At 66.9% G+C, this 16,010-nt stretch carries 15 protein-coding genes; 4 read left to right on the forward strand and 11 right to left on the reverse strand.

Annotation, left to right across the window (positions count from 1 at the left end; all coding sequences use genetic code 11):
* Positions 1-77 precede the first annotated feature (77 nt).
* Both AB3X98_RS20975 and fetB read left to right on the forward strand, forming a co-directional pair.
* On the forward strand, positions 78-824 hold the full coding sequence (locus AB3X98_RS20975) for an ATP-binding cassette domain-containing protein (protein ID WP_368604364.1): 747 nt from the start codon (positions 78-80) through the stop codon (positions 822-824).
* On the forward strand, positions 821-1,633 hold the full coding sequence (fetB, locus tag AB3X98_RS20980) for an iron export ABC transporter permease subunit FetB (protein WP_069268113.1): 813 nt from the start codon (positions 821-823) through the stop codon (positions 1,631-1,633). The genes AB3X98_RS20975 and fetB overlap by 4 nt, the downstream gene beginning before the upstream one ends.
* A 69-nt stretch (positions 1,634-1,702) precedes the next feature.
* On the opposite strand, the gene AB3X98_RS20985 is transcribed toward fetB, so the two are convergent.
* Both AB3X98_RS20985 and ligD read right to left on the reverse strand, forming a co-directional pair.
* Positions 1,703-2,272: a DUF6013 family protein gene (locus AB3X98_RS20985; protein WP_069268114.1), complete on the reverse strand. Its 570-nt coding sequence runs from the start codon at positions 2,270-2,272 to the stop codon at positions 1,703-1,705.
* Positions 2,273-2,574: 302 nt separating this feature from the next.
* Positions 2,575-3,627, reverse strand: coding sequence for a non-homologous end-joining DNA ligase (gene ligD / locus AB3X98_RS20990; RefSeq protein ID WP_368610308.1), 1,053 nt, complete (start codon positions 3,625-3,627; stop codon positions 2,575-2,577).
* A gap of 365 nt (positions 3,628-3,992) precedes the next feature.
* Between ligD and serB the strand changes: the two genes are divergently transcribed.
* Positions 3,993-4,832 carry a phosphoserine phosphatase SerB gene (gene serB / locus AB3X98_RS20995; RefSeq protein WP_368604222.1) on the forward strand — a complete coding sequence of 280 codons (840 nt, stop codon included), beginning with the start codon at positions 3,993-3,995 and terminating at the stop codon, positions 4,830-4,832.
* 81 nt (positions 4,833-4,913) lie between these two features.
* On the opposite strand, the gene AB3X98_RS21000 is transcribed toward serB, so the two are convergent.
* The 5 genes from AB3X98_RS21000 to rimO all read right to left on the reverse strand — a co-directional run bounded on the left by AB3X98_RS21000 (position 4,914) and on the right by rimO (position 10,448).
* Positions 4,914-6,119, reverse strand: coding sequence for a cystathionine beta-lyase (locus tag AB3X98_RS21000; RefSeq protein ID WP_069268117.1), 1,206 nt, complete (start codon positions 6,117-6,119; stop codon positions 4,914-4,916).
* A 101-nt stretch (positions 6,120-6,220) separates the two neighbouring features.
* Positions 6,221-6,826 (reverse strand): hypothetical protein, encoded by a 606-nt coding sequence (locus tag AB3X98_RS21005; RefSeq protein ID WP_368604221.1) that lies wholly within the window; start codon positions 6,824-6,826, stop codon positions 6,221-6,223.
* Positions 6,827-6,899: 73 nt separating this feature from the next.
* A complete protein-coding gene (gene bktB / locus AB3X98_RS21010) occupies positions 6,900-8,084 on the reverse strand; it encodes a beta-ketothiolase BktB (RefSeq protein WP_368604220.1) in 1,185 nt (394 codons plus the stop codon).
* Between the two features lie 37 nt (positions 8,085-8,121).
* Positions 8,122-9,072, reverse strand: a complete 951-nt coding sequence (locus AB3X98_RS21015) for a sugar kinase (RefSeq protein ID WP_368604219.1) — start codon at positions 9,070-9,072, stop codon at positions 8,122-8,124.
* A 5-nt stretch (positions 9,073-9,077) separates the two neighbouring features.
* Entirely contained in the window at positions 9,078-10,448 is a 1,371-nt protein-coding gene (rimO, locus tag AB3X98_RS21020; protein WP_368604218.1) for a 30S ribosomal protein S12 methylthiotransferase RimO, read from the reverse strand.
* A gap of 283 nt (positions 10,449-10,731) precedes the next feature.
* Here rimO and AB3X98_RS21025 point away from each other — a divergent pair, with 283 nt between their 5' ends.
* A complete protein-coding gene (locus AB3X98_RS21025; RefSeq protein ID WP_069268122.1) occupies positions 10,732-11,031 on the forward strand; it encodes a DNA-binding transcriptional regulator in 300 nt (99 codons plus the stop codon).
* Between the two features lie 154 nt (positions 11,032-11,185).
* On the opposite strand, the gene phaR is transcribed toward AB3X98_RS21025, so the two are convergent.
* From phaR to phaC, 4 genes are all read right to left on the reverse strand, one after another.
* Positions 11,186-11,791: a polyhydroxyalkanoate synthesis repressor PhaR gene (gene phaR, locus AB3X98_RS21030; protein ID WP_368604217.1), complete on the reverse strand. Its 606-nt coding sequence runs from the start codon at positions 11,789-11,791 to the stop codon at positions 11,186-11,188.
* Positions 11,792-11,940: 149 nt separating this feature from the next.
* Positions 11,941-12,681: a 3-ketoacyl-ACP reductase gene (locus AB3X98_RS21035; RefSeq protein WP_069268124.1), complete on the reverse strand. Its 741-nt coding sequence runs from the start codon at positions 12,679-12,681 to the stop codon at positions 11,941-11,943.
* 108 nt (positions 12,682-12,789) lie between these two features.
* Complete coding sequence (locus tag AB3X98_RS21040; RefSeq protein ID WP_342945703.1) at positions 12,790-13,971, reverse strand: acetyl-CoA C-acetyltransferase; 1,182 nt, start codon at positions 13,969-13,971, stop codon at positions 12,790-12,792.
* A gap of 90 nt (positions 13,972-14,061) precedes the next feature.
* Positions 14,062-15,996 (reverse strand): class I poly(R)-hydroxyalkanoic acid synthase, encoded by a 1,935-nt coding sequence (phaC, locus tag AB3X98_RS21045; RefSeq protein ID WP_368606699.1) that lies wholly within the window; start codon positions 15,994-15,996, stop codon positions 14,062-14,064.
* Between the last annotated feature and the right edge of the window lie 14 nt (positions 15,997-16,010).

Genomic DNA, 16,010 nt, shown 5'->3' on the forward strand with positions numbered 1-16,010 from the left:
GAGCAGTCAGCGTGCCCGGTTACATCGGCATGTCTGCCTCGCACGACCTGTATGCCGACCCTGTTTGCAATCTTTCGATGCTCAAGTACAACCCGCTTCCCCCGCCCCAAACTGATGGCGCGCCGCTCGTCGAGGCGCACCGGGTCGCCCGGCGCGATGCGCAACGCGGCCAGTGGCTGCTGCATCCCACCGATTTCGCCCTGCAAGCGGGCGAGCGCGCCGTGCTGACGGGACCGTCCGGCTCCGGCAAGAGCGTATTCCTGCGCGCGCTCGCGCTGCTCGACCCGCTCGACGGCGGCGACGTGCGCTGGCATGGCGAACCGGTCACGCGCGGGCGCATTGTCCACTATCGGCGGCATATTGCGTACCTGCGGCAGCGGCCCGCGCTGCTGGACGGCAGCGTCGAGGACAATCTGCGCTACCCCTATACGCTAGCGGTATACCGCGACGCGCGATTCGACCCGGCACGCGTCGGCGCGCTCTTCGCCGCCACCGGCCGTTCCAGCGACTTCCTCGCGCGCGACACCTCCGAGCTTTCGGGCGGCGAAGCGCAGATCGTGGCGCTCGTGCGCGTGCTCCAGCTCGACCCCGAAGCGCTGCTGCTCGACGAGCCGACCGCGTCTCTCGACCCCGAATCGGCGCGCGCCGTCGAAGCACTCGTCGCGGGCTGGTTCGACGAAGCGCGCACGGCGCGCGCCACGGTCTGGGTCTCGCACGATCCCGCCCAGGCACAGCGCGTAGGCGCGCGGCATCTGACGATGCGCGCAGGTGTGCTCGAAGAACCCGCCACGCGCGCGGCATTCACACAGGGAGCCGCACAATGAGCCCGGGCGTGCTGCAGAACCTCGGCATCGGCGACGTCGCCATTGCGGCGCTGCTCGTGTTCGTCAACGGCGCGGTCTCCGTGCTGCTCAAGCTCGATCTCGAACGCAAGCTGGCGTGGGCCGCCGTGCGCACCGTCGTGCAGCTGCTTGCGATCGGCTACGTGCTCGGCTGGGTGTTCGCGTTCAACCGCTGGTACGTCGTGCTGCCGCTCATGGCACTCATGACGCTGATCGCGGGCTTCGCAGGGGCGCAGCGCGGCGCGCGCACCTATGGCGGGCAACGTGCGGACAGCATCGTGTCGATCTGGGTGAGCGCGTGGCTCGTCGCGGCGGTCGGGCTGTTCGTGGTGATCCGCATCCGGCCGTGGTACGAGCCGCAATATGCGATTCCGATCCTAGGCATGATTCTCGGCAACACGCTGACAGGGGTGTCGCTCGGCGTGGAGCGCATGATGCAGGAGCTGACCGCGCGGCGCGATCGTGTGGAGAGCGCGCTCGCACTCGGCGCGACACGCTGGGAAGCCGCGCAGGCGAGCGCCCGCGAGGCCGTGCGCGCCGGCATGATTCCGACGCTCAACCAGATGGCCGTGGTCGGCGTGGTGAGCCTGCCCGGCATGATGACGGGCCAGGTGCTCGCGGGGCAATCGCCGCTACAGGCCGTGCGCTATCAGATCGTGATCATGTTCCTGATCGCGGCTTCGTCGGCACTCGGCACGGTGGGCGCGGTGCTGCTCGCGTACCGGCGCCTCTTCTCGCCCCAGCATCGCTTTCTCGCTGCGCGGCTCATCGAGCGCAAGGCACGCGCTTAACGCCGGGGCGCCGTGCGCGGCCGGCGCGCGTTGTGCGCCTCGCCGGCCATCCCGCGCTCAAGGCGCGCCCTAGCGCTGCGCCGAGATGGTGATCTGCGTGCCGTCGCCGAGCTTGAGCGTCTTCGCGGTGCCATTGGTCGGCATCGTAAGGTGGGCGACTTCGCTATGCGCGACCACGGCGGGGCACGTGATCGAAGCGCCGTTGCTCGACACCGACTGCGTGCCGTGCGGCGCCTGGGCGCGGAAGCTCACCTGCACGGTGGCCGTGCCATTGCTCGCGACGATTGGCGCAAGACGCAACTGGGTCTGCCGGACCATCGCGCCGTTTGCGTCGAGCGGCAACGAAGCGTAGTCCGGGCAGCCTTGCGGCGTCGCGACCGCGCCGCCCGGCGGCGTGGTCCGCCAGGTGAAGTCGTCGGTATCGCCCGAACGCAGCGTGCGGGTCTCCTGGGCGTCGCCGAACGCCTTCGACGCGACCCGAACCGTATAGCGGATCGGCCCGTCGGTTGCGGCCTTCGAGGTGACCGTGATCGGCGTGGCCGCGAGTGCCGGCAGCGCGATCGCGCAGGAAGCGGCGAGGACAAACTGGACGAGCGCCGCGTGGCGGCGGCGAGTATGGCGGGAGCTGCGGCAAGGCATGCGTCACCTCCTGGCGGGAACGGCCGCGCCCGCGAGCGAAAGCGGCGTACGCAACGAACGCGGCGAGCCGCGAAACGCCAGGTACGACGCTCCGCTCCCGTGCGGCGGATGGTCTGTTAGCAGTCTAGCGCGCTGCGCGCCGCCTTGCGCCGAGCACATGCATCGAGCGGACCAGGTTTTATCCTGCTTGTCATCGCGAGCGATTTGCTTGCCGTGAGACGACGCGCGGCTGGCTTGGGGCGGCGTCTGCATGGTCGACGCGCCATGCATACACGGCACGCGCCAACCCTCACCTGGTGCCGCTACTTGCCCGCGGTTTCGAGACCCAGCGTCAGTTCCGCCGTCAACGTCTGGCGCACGCGCCCATAGGCGGCCCAGGGGTCGGCTTGCCCGATCTGCGCGAGGCGCGCGTCGATCGTCGCAAGCGTCCATTGCGCGCCGCCCGTCGTCGCCTCCAGTTCGTCCCAGCCGATCGGCACGGACACACCCAGGCCCGGCCGCGCCCGCACGCCATACGCGAGCGCCGTGCTCGCCCCGCGCGCATTGCGCAGATAGTCGACGAAAATCTTCTTCTTGCGGTGTTCGGGGCCCATGGTGGCCGTGATCTGCGTGGGCCAGACGGAGGCCAGATGCTGCGCAACCGCACGGGCGAACGCCTTCGCGTCGTCCCAGCCCGCCTCCGGCGTGAGCGGCACGACGATATGCAGCCCCTTGCCGCCGCTCGTCTTGCAAAACGATTCCAGCCTCAGCTCCGCAAGCAAGGCGCGCGTGGACTGCGCCGCCTCGATCATGCGGTCCCAGCCCAGTGCCGGATCGGGGTCGAGATCGAACACGACCCGATCCGGCCGTTCGATGTCGTGGACGCAGGCGTTCCACGTGTGCAGCTCGATGACATCCATCTGCGCGGCGCTGATCAGCGCTCGCGCCGTATCGATCGTGAGCAGCGGCGGATGGCCCGGGTCGAGCCCTTCGTGTTCGCTGAGTTCGGGCAGCGGGGCGCGAGCGCGATGGCGCTGAAAGAACGTCTCGCCGCTCAAGCCGCGTGGTGCACGCACGAGCGACACGGGGCGATCGCGCAGATGCGGCAGGATCCAGCGCGCGGCGCGCTCGTAGTAGCGGACGAGTTCGAGCTTGTGCGTGCCGCTGTCCGCATCGATGACGCGCCTTGCGCTCGTGATGCGTATGCCGTCGATTTCGCTGTCGGCCGAGTCGTCGCGCCGGGGCCGTGCGCTACGAGGCAAGCGGTGCACGGACGCGCCAGGCGTGGCCGGTGCGGCGGCGTCCGATGTCGGGGCCCGCTCGCCGCGCGGCGTTCGGGCAGATGTCGTGGTTGGGGCCTTGCGAGCGTCCTGCATACCGGTTCCCCTGGCGCCTTGGCGCACATGACGCATCGCGCGACGCGAGTCGCGACACGTTCGGTTGACGGCACGCGGCGGCCGCCCCCGTCGGATCGCCGCATGAACTTTCATTGTGCCTCGAATGGGCGCTTTCGTCGCTGTAAGGTGTTCGCAAACGCACGCCAAAAACGGGGAAGCATCCGCCAGACGCACTAACGCGACGGGCGGCGCAGGCGACCGCAGCGGTCGGCGGGACGTTACAATGACGGGCTTTACCGCGCACTGCAGGGAGCACTGCGAGGTCTTGCACGCACACGCGCGACTGCGCCCTTATTCATCCGATCGATCCGACGACGCCGCGCGTCGGCTTTGCCCGTCCTGCCATGAACCTCGTCATCCAGAGTCCCGCCCCGCTCGACACCGTCCATCACAAGCCGCTCCTCGGGCTCGCCCGCGGCAGCCGCCTCGCGCCGATCGACGCCCACGCGCTGCGCATCGAGAACGCCGAGCCCGCCCAGCGCGCCGACCTCGAGGTCTACTGCGGCACGCATCAGCTCGACTATGCGTTCGTCGACGCCGGCCGCACGCTCGCCGATTTCGGCCTGCTGGCAATGGACATGGACTCGACGCTCATTACGATCGAATGCATCGACGAAATCGCCGACTTCTGCGGTCTGAAGGCCGAGGTCGCGGCGATCACCGAAGCGTCGATGCGCGGCGAGATCAAGGACTTCAACGAAAGCCTCACGCGCCGCGTGGCGCTTCTCGAGGGGCTCGACGCGAGCGCGCTGGAGCGTGTGTACGAGGAACGCCTGAAGCTCTCGCCGGGCGCCGAGCCGATGCTCGCGGGCGCGAAGGCCGCGGGGCTGAAGACGCTACTGGTCTCCGGCGGCTTCACGTTCTTCACCGAGCGCCTGAAAGCGCGTCTCGGGCTCGACTACACGCGCGCGAATACGCTAGAGATCGTCGACGGCAAGCTCACGGGCCGCGTGACGGGCGAGATCGTCAACGCCGACGTGAAGGCGCGTACGCTCGTCGAGGCCTGTGCCGAAATCGGCATCGACCCGCGCCGCGCAATCGCGATGGGTGACGGCTCGAACGACCTCAAGATGATGGGCGTGACCGGTTTGTCGGTCGCGTTCCGCGCGAAGCCGGTGGTACGCGAGGCGGCGAGCGTCGCGTTCAACTTCGTCGGGCTCGACGGCTTGCTGCGTCTGTTCTGATTCGGGTTTCGCGGCAGGCAGATACGCCAACGGCCGCTCGTGTCCGTGTGGACGCAAGTGGCCGTTGTGGCTTTATGCAGGTTATTCAGGCGTGCTTGTTTTTTCCGCGAGCCTGGCCAGCGAGCGCTCGATATCGGCGCGCAGATCGGCTTCGTCTTCGAGGCCGATGTAGAAACGCACCAGCGTGCCGCGATGCGGCCAGCTCTCGGCCGTGCGCATCGAACCGACGTCGTACGGCATTGCCAGGCTATGCGCCCCGCCCCAGCTCCAGCCCAACGCGAAGAGTTCGAGCGACTCACAGAACGTGTCGATCTGCGCCGCGCTATAGCGCTCGTCGAACACCACGGAAAAGAGACCGCCCGCGCCCGTGAAGTCGCGCTTGTAGAACTCGTGACCCGGGCAGTCTTCGAACGCCGGATGCAGCATCACCGCGATTTCGGGGCGCGTCTTGAGCCAGCTCGCGAGTCCGAGCGCGGTGCGGTCGTGCGCCTCGAAGCGCGCCTTCATGCTCGGCAGCGCGCGCAGCACGAGCGAGCAGTCGTCGACCGAGACGCCGATGCCAAGCCGCATGCGCGCGGCCTTCAGCTTGAGATAGAGATCGCGGTCGGCCGTGATGGTCGCGCCCATCAGCACGTCGCTGCCACCCGATTGGTACTTCGTGAGCGCCTGCACCGAGATGTCGATGCCGTGCTCGAACGGCCTGAAGGCGAGGCCCGCCGACCACGTATTGTCGATGGCCGTCACGACGTTGCGTGCGCGCGCCGCCGCGGTGATCGCGCGCACGTCGGGCACTTCCATCGTCACCGAGCCGGGCGCTTCCAGCCAGATCAGCTTCGTGTTCGGCTGGATCAGCTCGGCGATGCCCGCGCCGATCATCGGATCGTAATAGCGTGCCGTAAGGCCGAAGTCTCGCGCGAGCCAATCGCCGTGGTCGCGGTTCGGCGAATAGACGTTATCGGGAATCAGCACATCGTCGCCCGACTTCAGCAGTCCGAAGTAGACGTTCGAGATGGCCGAGAGGCCCGAGGGTTGCAGCAGCGCATGCTCGCCGCCTTCGATCTCGGCGATGCGCTTTTGCAGCATGGCCGAGGTGGGCGTGGCGTGCAGGCCGTAACGCCATTGCGCGTCGTTGCGCCAGTCGAGCGCGCGAACCGAAGCGAGGTCGGGAAACACCACGGTCGAAGCCCGCGTGACTGGCGCGGCGAACGACTCGAAGCCGGGCGTGAGGTCGTCTTGCGGATGAACGATGCGCGTCTGCAATGCGCGGCTGGAGTCGGATTTGGTCATGTCGGAGCGTATTCGGTTGAGGCGCGATGACGTTGCGGCGCGCGGCTTGCGCGATGGCGCGCGCAACGCCGCATACCGAAGAGTAACACCCGCAGCGGCGCTTACTGCCCGAGGATGAGATTGCTCACGCCGTTCACGGCATGTGCGCCGTTCGACGTCGACGCGCTCGCGCTCGCCGCGCCGGTCGACACGGCCGGAGCCGCGGCGCCCGCCGCGAGCGGCTTCAGATCGAACGGCACCGGATGGGAATCGTCCGGGTCCATGCGGTCGCCCGAAAGCGAGCCGTCCTCGGCGAACGTGCCGACCCAGTTGCCGGTGATATGCGTGCCGTCGTCCGAGTCCTCGGCTTCGAGCGTCGCGTCGGCGCGATCGCCGGCGATCAGGATCACCTCGCCGGTGTCCGTGAACTGGTATTCGCCATGCACGCCGGTCGGGTCGTCGTCGCCGGCCTTGGCGCCGAGACGCATGACGATCTGGCGCTTGCCGAGCGTGCCGACGTATTGCGGCAGCTTCGCGAACTCGGGGTTCGGCTTGAGCGTGGATTTGACCGGCGGCTGCGCGCCTGCGTCCTGCGCGTGCGCCGCGATCGGCAGCGCGAGGACCATGGCCGCTGCGGCCACGGCCACGATCCAGCCGCGCGCCTTGCTGGCGCTGCGCTGTCGGGCGGCCGCGCGCGGCGGCCGCTGTGCTTGCGTCAATCCTTCCATCTGCATCCTTCCCTCACTTGCGCAGCGGCCTTGCGCGAGCCGCGAGCCGCGAGCCGCGCGTCACGAGTCGGCGTCAAATCCGTTCGAAGATGGCCGCAATACCCTGGCCGCCGCCGATGCACATCGTCACGAGCGCGTAGCGGCCGCCGATACGCTGCAGTTCATAAAGCGCCTTCACGGTGATGAGCGCACCGGTCGCACCGATCGGATGGCCGAGCGAGATGCCCGAGCCGTTCGGATTGACCTTGGCCGGGTCGAGCCCGAGCTCCTGCGACACCGCACAGGCCTGCGCCGCAAAGGCTTCGTTGGCTTCGATCACGTCGAGGTCGCTGACCTCGAGACCCGCGCGCTCCAGCGCCTTCTGCGTGGCCGGCACGGGGCCGATGCCCATGTACGCCGGATCGACGCCCGCGTGCGCGTACGAGACGAGGCGCGCGAGCGGCTTCACGCCGCGCGCGCGGGCAGCGTCCGCGCTCATCAGCAGCACCGCGGCGGCCGCGTCGTTGATGCCCGACGCGTTGCCCGCCGTCACCGTGCCGCTCTCCTTCGCGAACACGGGCTTGAGCTTCGAGAAGTCCTCGAGCGTCGCGCCATGGCGCACGTGCTCGTCGGCATCGAACAGCACTTCGCCCTTCTTCGACTTGATCGAGATGGGCAGGATCTGATCCTTGAAGCGGCCTTCGACGACCGCACGCTCGGCGCGGCGATGCGATTCGAGCGCGAGCGCGTCCTGCGCCTCGCGCGTGATGCCGAACTTCTTCGCGACGTTTTCCGCCGTCACGCCCATGTGGATCGTCTGGAACGGGTCGTGCAGCGCGCCGGTCATCATGTCGACGAGCTGCGTGTCGCCCATGCGCTGGCCGAAACGGGCGGCCGGCATCGAGTACGGCGCGCGGCTCATGTTTTCCGCGCCGCCGCCGATCGCGATATCGGCGTCGCCGAGCAGAATGGTTTGCGCCGCCGAAACGATCGCCTGCAGGCCGGAGCCGCACAGGCGGTTCACGGTCAAGGCCGGCGCGTGCTGCGCAACGCCGCCGTCGATGGCGGCCACGCGCGCGAGGTACATGTCCTTGGGCTCCGTGTGCACGACATTGCCGAACACCACGTGACCCACCGCGTCGCCTTCCACGTTCGCGCGCGAGAGCACTTCGCGCACCACGCGCGCGCCGAGATCCGTCGGCGAGAAGTCCTTCAGGCTGCCGCCGAAGTCGCCGATTGCCGTGCGCACGCCACTTGCCACCACTACTTCGCGTTCCATAGTCTTGCTCCTCGTCTTCCTGGATGGATGAATCTTGTTATTCGTGTGCTGCGCTTTCAGGCAGATTTGCCAGCAAACGCTCGACATCCTGGCGATACGGGATTGGCGCAACCGCGCCGAAGCCGAGCGTCGAAAGCGCGGCGGCCGCGTTCGCATAGCGCGCCGCCGCGAACGGATCGTCGCCGGCTGCGAGCCGCGCGACGAATGCGCCGCCGAAGCAGTCGCCAGCGCCCGTGGCATCCACAGCCGCAACCACGTGGACCGGCACGACGCGCCGTTCGTCGGGCGTCGCCACATAGGCGCCGTCCTTGCCCAGCTTCAACGCGACCACTCGGGCGCCGCGCGCGAGCAGGTAATCGAGGATCGCGTCGCGATCGTCGAGGCCTGTGAGCACCGCCACGTCGTCCCAGCTGGGCAGGCAGATATCGGTGAGGCGCAGCACCTCGTTCATCACGGCGCGGGCGCGCGCGAGCGGCCACAGCTTCAGGCGCAGGTTGGTGTCGAAGCTCACGCGCACGCCGTTGGCGCGGGCATGCTCGACGGCGGCGAGTGCCGCGTCGCAGGCGCTATCGCTGATCGCCACGCTGATGCCGGAAAGATGCAGCACACGCGCAGCCGCGATGATGTCGAGCGGCAAATCGCGCGGTGTGTAACGGCTCGCGGCCGAACCCTTGCGCAGATAGTCGAAGGCATGGCCGGCCGGGCCGTGCGAGACGAAGTAGACGCCCGTAGGCGCCGTGGCGTCCACCCGCACCGTCGAGGTGTCGACGCCTTCCCGCGTCCACAGGTCGATCAGGAGGCGTCCGAAATGATCGTCGCCGACGGCCGAGACGAAACCCGTGCGTGCGCCCTGGCGAGCCGCCGCGATGGCGAAGTTCGACGTGTCGCCGCCAAAGCCCTGCAAATACTCGGGGCGGTCTTTCGACGCCTGGTTGAACTCGACCATGGCCTCGCCATAAGCGAGGACTTGCGGAGCGACGCTCGTCATGCCCCTCAGACCTCGCCCCAGAGATCGTGGCCATCCGCGCCGGTGATCTTCACCGAAACGAAGTCGCCGACCTTGTAGCGCTTCGATGCCTTGGTCGCCGGCGCGACATACACCACGCCGTCGATCTCGGGCGCATCCGCGGCAGTGCGGCCAATGCCGCCGTCGACGTTGATCTCGTCGATCAGCACCTTGAGGGTCTTGCCCACCTTGCGCTGGATGCGCTTGGCCGAGACCTGCTCCGCCACTTCCATGAAGCGCGCGCGGCGTTCCTCGCGCACGTCGTCGGGCAGCGCGCCGTCGAGTTCGTTCGCCGTTGCGCCTTCGACCGGCGAATAGGCGAAGCAGCCCACGCGGTCGAGTTCGGCCTCGCGGATGAAGTCGAGCAGCGTTTCGAACTGCGCTTCGGTCTCGCCGGGGAAGCCGGCGATGAACGTGCTGCGGATCGTGAGATCGGGGCACATTTCGCGCCAGGCCTTCACGCGCTCCATGACCTTCTCCGCGTTCGCGGGACGCTTCATGCGCTTGAGCACCTCGGGATGCGCGTGCTGGAACGGCACATCGAGATACGGCAGCACGTGGCCCTTGAACGGGCCTTCGGCCATCATCGGAATCACTTCGTCCACGCTCGGATACGGGTAGACGTAGTGCAGGCGCACCCAGGCGCCATATTGCGCAGCCAGCTCGCCCAATGCCGCGACGAGGTCGGTCATGCGCGTCTTGATCGGTTTGCCGTTCCAGAAGCCGGTGCGGTACTTCACGTCCACGCCGTAAGCGCTCGTGTCCTGCGAAATGACGAGCAGCTCCTTCACACCGGACTTGAAGAGGTTTTCCGCTTCGAGCATGACCTCGGCGACCGGGCGCGACACGAGGTCGCCGCGCATCGACGGGATGATGCAGAACGTGCAGCGGTGGTTGCAGCCTTCGGAGATCTTCAGGTACGCGTAATGGCGCGGCGTGAGCTTGATGCCCGCCGCCGGCACGAGGTCGACGAACGGATCGTGCGGTTTGGGCAGGTGGCTGTGCACGGCCTGCATGACTTCGCCCACGGCGTGCGGGCCGGTCACGGCAAGCACCTTCGGATGCACTTCCTCGATCAGGTTCGAGCCGCTCGCGCTCGCCTTCTTGCCGAGACACCCGGTGACGATCACCTTGCCGTTCTCGGAAAGCGCTTCGCCGATGGCGTCGAGACTCTCCTGCACCGCTTCGTCGATGAAGCCGCAGGTATTGACGACCACGAGATCCGCGCCGTCGTAGGACCCCGAGATTTCGTACCCCTCGGCGCGCAGCTGGGTAATGATCTGCTCGGAGTCGACAAGCGCCTTCGGGCAGCCGAGGGAAACCATCCCGACGCGCGGAGCAGGATTGCGGGAGGTCATTGATTCAACAGGGTTTTTCACGTGTACGTCCGGATGTGGGGCGCAGAGCGAAGGTAGCGCCGCGCGGGGTCAAGCCAATCCGCCATTTTACCCGTTTGGCGTATCGTGCGGCGCAGCATGGTGGATGCGCGCGTTGTGGCGCCGGGGTCGGATTGAATATGGACGGAATCAAACTTCGTTCAGCTATCGCTCGCCTGTGAACTGCGCATCCGGATAATTTTCGCCGAGTGCGCCTCGAGCACGGACAACGCAACCTGGACCGTTGCGCGGAGAGAACGAAAACATGAACGAGAAAATGGAACTGTTTCAGCCTGAACTGCTAAAGCCGGCGCGCGAGTTGAAAGCATGCCGCCGTGCCTCGAGTGGCGCATTGCGCGTCACGGGCCACAAGCCCACCGCCGCCGCGCTCGCGCGTGCGGGGGCCGGCCTCTCGCAAAGCGCGTTCGCGGCACTGCTGGGCGTTTCCACGCGCACGCTGCAGGACTGGGAGCAAGGCCGCCGCAAGCCGACCGGCGCCGCGCAAACCCTCTTGCGGGTGGCCGTGGCGCACCCTGAAGCGTTGCGCGACCTGCAAAGCGCTTGATGGAAAATGAGGGCGGCGGCATTGCACCCGCGCCAGCCGCCTCGCAAAGCGAAGCACAGCGCTCGCGCGGCAACGCGCCGCCACGGCGCGCCGGGTAAGCGACAGCGCACCGCGACCTGGCGGCGCGCGCCACCCGCCGTGTGCGCCGCGCCGCTTACTTCTTCTCTTCTTCGCCACCTTCAGGCGCGCCCTGTACCGGCGCCGCCGCGCCGCCCGGCGTCACGGGCTTGAACGGGAAGCTGCTGAACATGTTCTTCGCCTGGTTCTGCATCTGCTCCTGCATCTGCACGAACATGTTCTTCGACTGCTCGATGTAGCTCGTCATCATGCCTTGCATCATCGGCGCCTGCATGTTCATGAACTGCGACCAGACTTCGGGATTCATCGCGTTGCCTTCGTAAAGGCTCTTCGACTGGTCCGCGAGCTTGTTCTGGATGTCGATGAACGCCTGGATGTTCTTTTCCAGGTAAGTGCCCATCATGCCCTGCATCGCATGTCCATAGAAACGGATGATCTGCGACAGCATCGATGACGAGAACATCGGCAGACCGCCGCTTTCCTCTTCGAGAATGATCTGCAGCAGGATGCTGCGCGTCAGATCCTCGTTGGTCTTCGCGTCGATGACCTTGAACTCCTCCTGCTCCAGCACGAGTTGCTTCACGTCCGTCAACGTGATGTACGTGCTCGTCTCCGTGTCGTACAGCCGACGATTCGGATATTTCTTGATGAGACGTTCGGCGGTTTTCTTTGTAGTCGTCATGTGTCGCCCTTGTTAGCGCCAACGCGCGGCGGCCATTGCCGTCGCGCGTTGGTCTAGCCCGGAAACGGCCTGCCCCGGTGAGCAAACAGGCCCGCTGCCGTCCTCGATCCCAGCTTCGCGCGTCCCCTGCAGGCGCGCTGCGCTCGGGATCAGCCCATGTGCAACCCGCCATTCAGCGAGAAGTCAGCACCGGTTGCGAAGCCTGACTCGTCGGACGCGAGCCACGCCACGATCGACGCGATTTCCTCCGGCGCGCCGAGACGGCGCACGGGAATCGTCGCGACGATCTTTTCCAGCACGTCGGGACGGATGGACTTCACCATGTCCGTGCCGATATAGCCCGGCGAAACGGTGTTGACCGTCACGCCCTTGGTCGCCACTTCCTGGGCCAGCGCCATCGTGAAGCCGTGAATGCCGGCCTTGGCCGTGGAATAGTTGGTCTGCCCGAACTGGCCCTTCTGGCCGTTCACCGACGAAATGTTGATGATGCGGCCCCAGCCGCGCTCGACCATGCCGTCGATCACCTGCTTCGTGACGTTGAAGAGGCTCGTGAGATTGGTGTCGATCACGGCCGTCCAGTCTTCACGCGTCATCTTGCGGAAGACGACGTCGCGCGTAATACCGGCGTTGTTCACGAGCACGTCGATTTCACCGACCTCGGCCTTGACCTTGTCGAACGCCTGGCGCGTCGAATCCCAGTCGCCCACGTTGCCTTCCGAGGCCACGAAGTCGAAACCGAGCGCCTTCTGGTCTTCCAGCCACTTCGCGCGGCGCGGCGAATGCGGGCCGCAGCCTGCGACCACCTTGAAACCCTGCTTGGCGAGGCGCTGGCAAATGCCCGTGCCGATGCCGCCCATCCCGCCCGTTACATACGCAATACGCTCTGACATAAACCACACTCCATTATCGTTTTCCGGCTGCGCCGTTCGCGGTTATTGGTCACCCCGCTGGTCACAAGCGCCGCAGCGGACCACTCGCGGTCCGCTCCGGCAGTGACATCAAGCGCGCTCGAGCGCGAGCGCCACGCCCATGCCGCCGCCGATGCACAGCGAGGCCAGGCCGCGCTTCGCGTCGCGGCGCTGCATTTCGTGCAGCAGCGTCACGAGAATCCGGCAGCCCGACGCGCCGATCGGGTGACCGATTGCAATCGCCCCGCCGTTCACGTTGATCTTCGACGTGTCCCAGCCCATCTGCTTGTTCACGGCCAGCGCCTGCGCCGCGAACGCCTCGTTGATCTCCATGAGATCGAGATCGTTCACCGACCAGCCCGCGCGCTCCAGCGCCCGCTTCGACGCCGGCACCGGGCCCATGCCCATCACCTTCGGATCGACGCCGCCGCTGGCGTACGCCTTGATGCGCGCGAGCGGCGTGAGGCCCAGCGCCTCGGCCTTCTTCGCCGACATCACCACGACCGCGGCTGCGCCGTCGTTGATGCCCGACGCGTTCGCCGCCGTCACCGTGCCTTCCTTGTTGAACGCCGGCTTCAGGCCCGCGAGCGATTCGGCCGTCACGCCGTGGCGCACGAACTCGTCGGTCCTGAACTGCAGCGGCTCACCCTTGCGCTGCGGAATTTCCACCGAGACGATCTCTTCGTCGAAACGGCCCGCCTTCTGCGCGGCTTCCGCCTTGTTCTGCGAGAGCGCCGCAAACGCGTCCTGTTCTTCGCGCGTGATGCCGTATTCCTTCGCGACGTTCTCCGCCGTCACGCCCATGTGGTACTGGTTGTACACGTCCCACAGGCCGTCGACGATCATGCTGTCGATGAGCTTCGCGTCGCCCATGCGGAAGCCGTCGCGCGAGCCCGGCAGCACGTGCGGCGCGGCGCTCATGTTCTCCTGGCCGCCGGCCACGACGATGTCCGAATCGCCCGCGATGATCGCGTTGGCCGCGAGCATCACCGCCTTCAGGCCCGAGCCGCACACCTTGTTGATCGTCATGGCGGGAACGGCCGCGGGCAGGCCCGCCTTGATCGACGCCTGACGCGCCACGTTCTGGCCCGAACCGGCCGTCAGCACCTGACCCATGATCACGTCGCTCACCTGCTCGGGCTTCACACCCGCGCGCTCGAGCGCCGCCTTGATGACGATCGCGCCCAGGTCGGGCGCCGCCACCTTCGCGAGCGAGCCGCCGAATTTGCCTACTGCCGTACGTGCGGCCGAAACGATCACAATGTCAGTCATTTCCAGATCCTCCGGGCGACTTGGTGGCGCGCCATGCGCCCCGCCCGTCAAGTTGTTAATCCGAATTCCGCAGCAAGCGTTTCAATTGCCTCAATCGCGCTGCTGCACATAGCGCCCCGGCGCCGGCTCGATCTCGGGGAATTCCGCCGAGCCGGCTTGCGCACGCGGCTTCACCTTCTTGCCGCCGTACTGATCGAGCCATTCGGCCCAGGTCGGCCACCAGCTGCCGGGTTTTTCCTCGGCAGCCGCGAACCAGTCGTCGGCTTCTTCCGGCAGATGCTTCGCGTCGGCCTCGACGCTCCAGAAGCTGCGCTTGTTCTTCGACGCCGGGTTGATCACGCCGGCGATATGGCCCGACGCGCCAAGCACGAATTTCAGCGGCCCGGACAGCAACGGCACCGACGCATACGCCGTGCGCCAGGGCACGATGTGATCCTCGCGCGAACCGTAGATGAAGGTCGGCACGTCGATGCGCGACAGATCCACTTCCTCGCCGCACACCGTGAGCGCGCCCGGCTCACGCAGCTTGTTTTCAAGGTACGTATTGCGCAGGTACCACGCGTACATCGGCCCCGGCAGGCTCGTCGAGTCGCTGTTCCAGAACAGCAGGTCGAACGGCGCGGGCGTACGGCCCTTCAGATAATTGTCGACGACGTAGTTCCAGACCAGATCGTTGGGCCGCAGGAACGAGAACGTGTTCGCGAACTCGACGCCGCGCATGAGCCCCGGCGTGCCGCCGTTCTTGCCGCCGATGGTCTGCTCACGCATCTGCACGTGGGCTTCGTCGACGAACACATCGAGCACGCCCGTGTCGCCGAAGTCGAGCATCGCGGTGAGCAGCGTCATCGATGCAGCGGGATGTTCGCCGCGCGCCGCGGCGACGGCCAGCGCCGTGGCGAGGAGCGTGCCGCCCACGCAAAAACCGAGCGTGTTGATCTGCTCGCGCTCGCTGATGCTGCGCGTCGTCTCGATCGCCGTGAGCACGCCCTCTTCGATGTAGTCGTCCCAGGACCGGTCCGCGATCGACGCGTCGCCGTTGTGCCACGAGACGAGGAACACCTGCTGCCCCTGCTCCAGCGCATACGCGACGAGCGAGTTCTCGGGCTGCAGGTCGAGGATGTAGTACTTGTTGATGCACGGCGGCACGATCAGAAGCGGCCGCTCGCGCACGGTGGCCGTGCGCGGCTTGTACTGGATCAGCTGGAATAGCGCGTTTTCGAATACGACCGAACCTTCGGTGGTCGCGAGGTTGCGGCCCACCACAAAGCGCGACTCGTCGGTTTGCGAAATCTTGCCGCGCGACATGTCGCCGATCAGGTTCATCACACCCTGGCGCAGGCTCTCGCCATGGGTTTCGAGCAAGGCGCTCTGCGCGTCGGGATTGAGCGCGAGGAAGTTGCTGGGCGAAGCTGCCGCGGTCCACTGCTGAACGGCGAAGCGAATGCGCTCGCGCGTCTTCGCATCGGTATCGAGCGCGTCGACGAGTTCGTGCAGGTAGCGCGCGTTGAGCAGATACCACGCCGCCGTGAATGCATACGCGGGCGTGGCCTTCCAGGCGTCGGAACTGAAGCGCCGGTCCTTGAGTTCGGGCGCCTTGGGCGTGGTGTCGGTGGCCTGACGCAGCAAGTCGAGCGCGTCGCGCGAATATTCCGCCTGCAGATGCTGAAGGCGCGTGGGTTCGATCGATGCCGTGGGAAGCTTGAAACCTTCGAACGGGTTCGCGCCACCGAACGGATTGGCTGCGCCGAAAGGACTGCCGGCAGCGAACGGATTGCCCGCGGCGAAGGGATTGCCGGCTGCAAATGGATTGCCCGCAGCGAAAGGATTGGACGCAGCGAAAGGGTTGCCTGCAGCAAAGGGATTACCCGCAGCGAAAGGATTGACCGGCGCGCCGTTGCCCGCCGGCGGCCACCAGTTGGCCGCGAGTCCCGCGAAGGGCGCTTGCTGCGCCGCGCCGCCGGTTTGCTGCGCAGCATTCAGGGCGCTCTTCCAGGCGTTCGTCCACGCGTCGAGATACTGCTGCATGCCGGCTGCGTCGG

This window comes from Paraburkholderia sp. BR14312 (genome assembly GCF_040948675.1).
In the GTDB taxonomy this organism is placed as follows: Bacteria; Pseudomonadota; Gammaproteobacteria; order Burkholderiales; family Burkholderiaceae; genus Paraburkholderia; species Paraburkholderia nodosa_A.

Bases quoted from the DNA above. Each gene is read 5' to 3' on its own strand.
- AB3X98_RS20975 (WP_368604364.1), top strand. From the start codon at position 78: ATGCTCAAGTACAACCCGCTTCCCCCGCCCCAAACTGATGGCGCGCCG.
- fetB (WP_069268113.1), top strand. From the start codon at position 821: ATGAGCCCGGGCGTGCTGCAGAACCTCGGCATCGGCGACGTCGCCATT.
- AB3X98_RS20985 (WP_069268114.1), bottom strand. From the start codon at position 2,272: ATGCCTTGCCGCAGCTCCCGCCATACTCGCCGCCGCCACGCGGCGCTC.
- ligD (WP_368610308.1), bottom strand. From the start codon at position 3,627: ATGCAGGACGCTCGCAAGGCCCCAACCACGACATCTGCCCGAACGCCG.
- serB (WP_368604222.1), top strand. From the start codon at position 3,993: ATGAACCTCGTCATCCAGAGTCCCGCCCCGCTCGACACCGTCCATCAC.
- AB3X98_RS21000 (WP_069268117.1), bottom strand. From the start codon at position 6,119: ATGACCAAATCCGACTCCAGCCGCGCATTGCAGACGCGCATCGTTCAT.
- AB3X98_RS21005 (WP_368604221.1), bottom strand. From the start codon at position 6,826: ATGGAAGGATTGACGCAAGCACAGCGGCCGCCGCGCGCGGCCGCCCGA.
- bktB (WP_368604220.1), bottom strand. From the start codon at position 8,084: ATGGAACGCGAAGTAGTGGTGGCAAGTGGCGTGCGCACGGCAATCGGC.
- AB3X98_RS21015 (WP_368604219.1), bottom strand. From the start codon at position 9,072: ATGACGAGCGTCGCTCCGCAAGTCCTCGCTTATGGCGAGGCCATGGTC.
- rimO (WP_368604218.1), bottom strand. From the start codon at position 10,448: ATGACCTCCCGCAATCCTGCTCCGCGCGTCGGGATGGTTTCCCTCGGC.
- AB3X98_RS21025 (WP_069268122.1), top strand. From the start codon at position 10,732: ATGAACGAGAAAATGGAACTGTTTCAGCCTGAACTGCTAAAGCCGGCG.
- phaR (WP_368604217.1), bottom strand. From the start codon at position 11,791: ATGACGACTACAAAGAAAACCGCCGAACGTCTCATCAAGAAATATCCG.
- AB3X98_RS21035 (WP_069268124.1), bottom strand. From the start codon at position 12,681: ATGTCAGAGCGTATTGCGTATGTAACGGGCGGGATGGGCGGCATCGGC.
- AB3X98_RS21040 (WP_342945703.1), bottom strand. From the start codon at position 13,971: ATGACTGACATTGTGATCGTTTCGGCCGCACGTACGGCAGTAGGCAAA.
- phaC (WP_368606699.1), bottom strand. From the start codon at position 15,996: ATGCAGCAGTATCTCGACGCGTGGACGAACGCCTGGAAGAGCGCCCTG.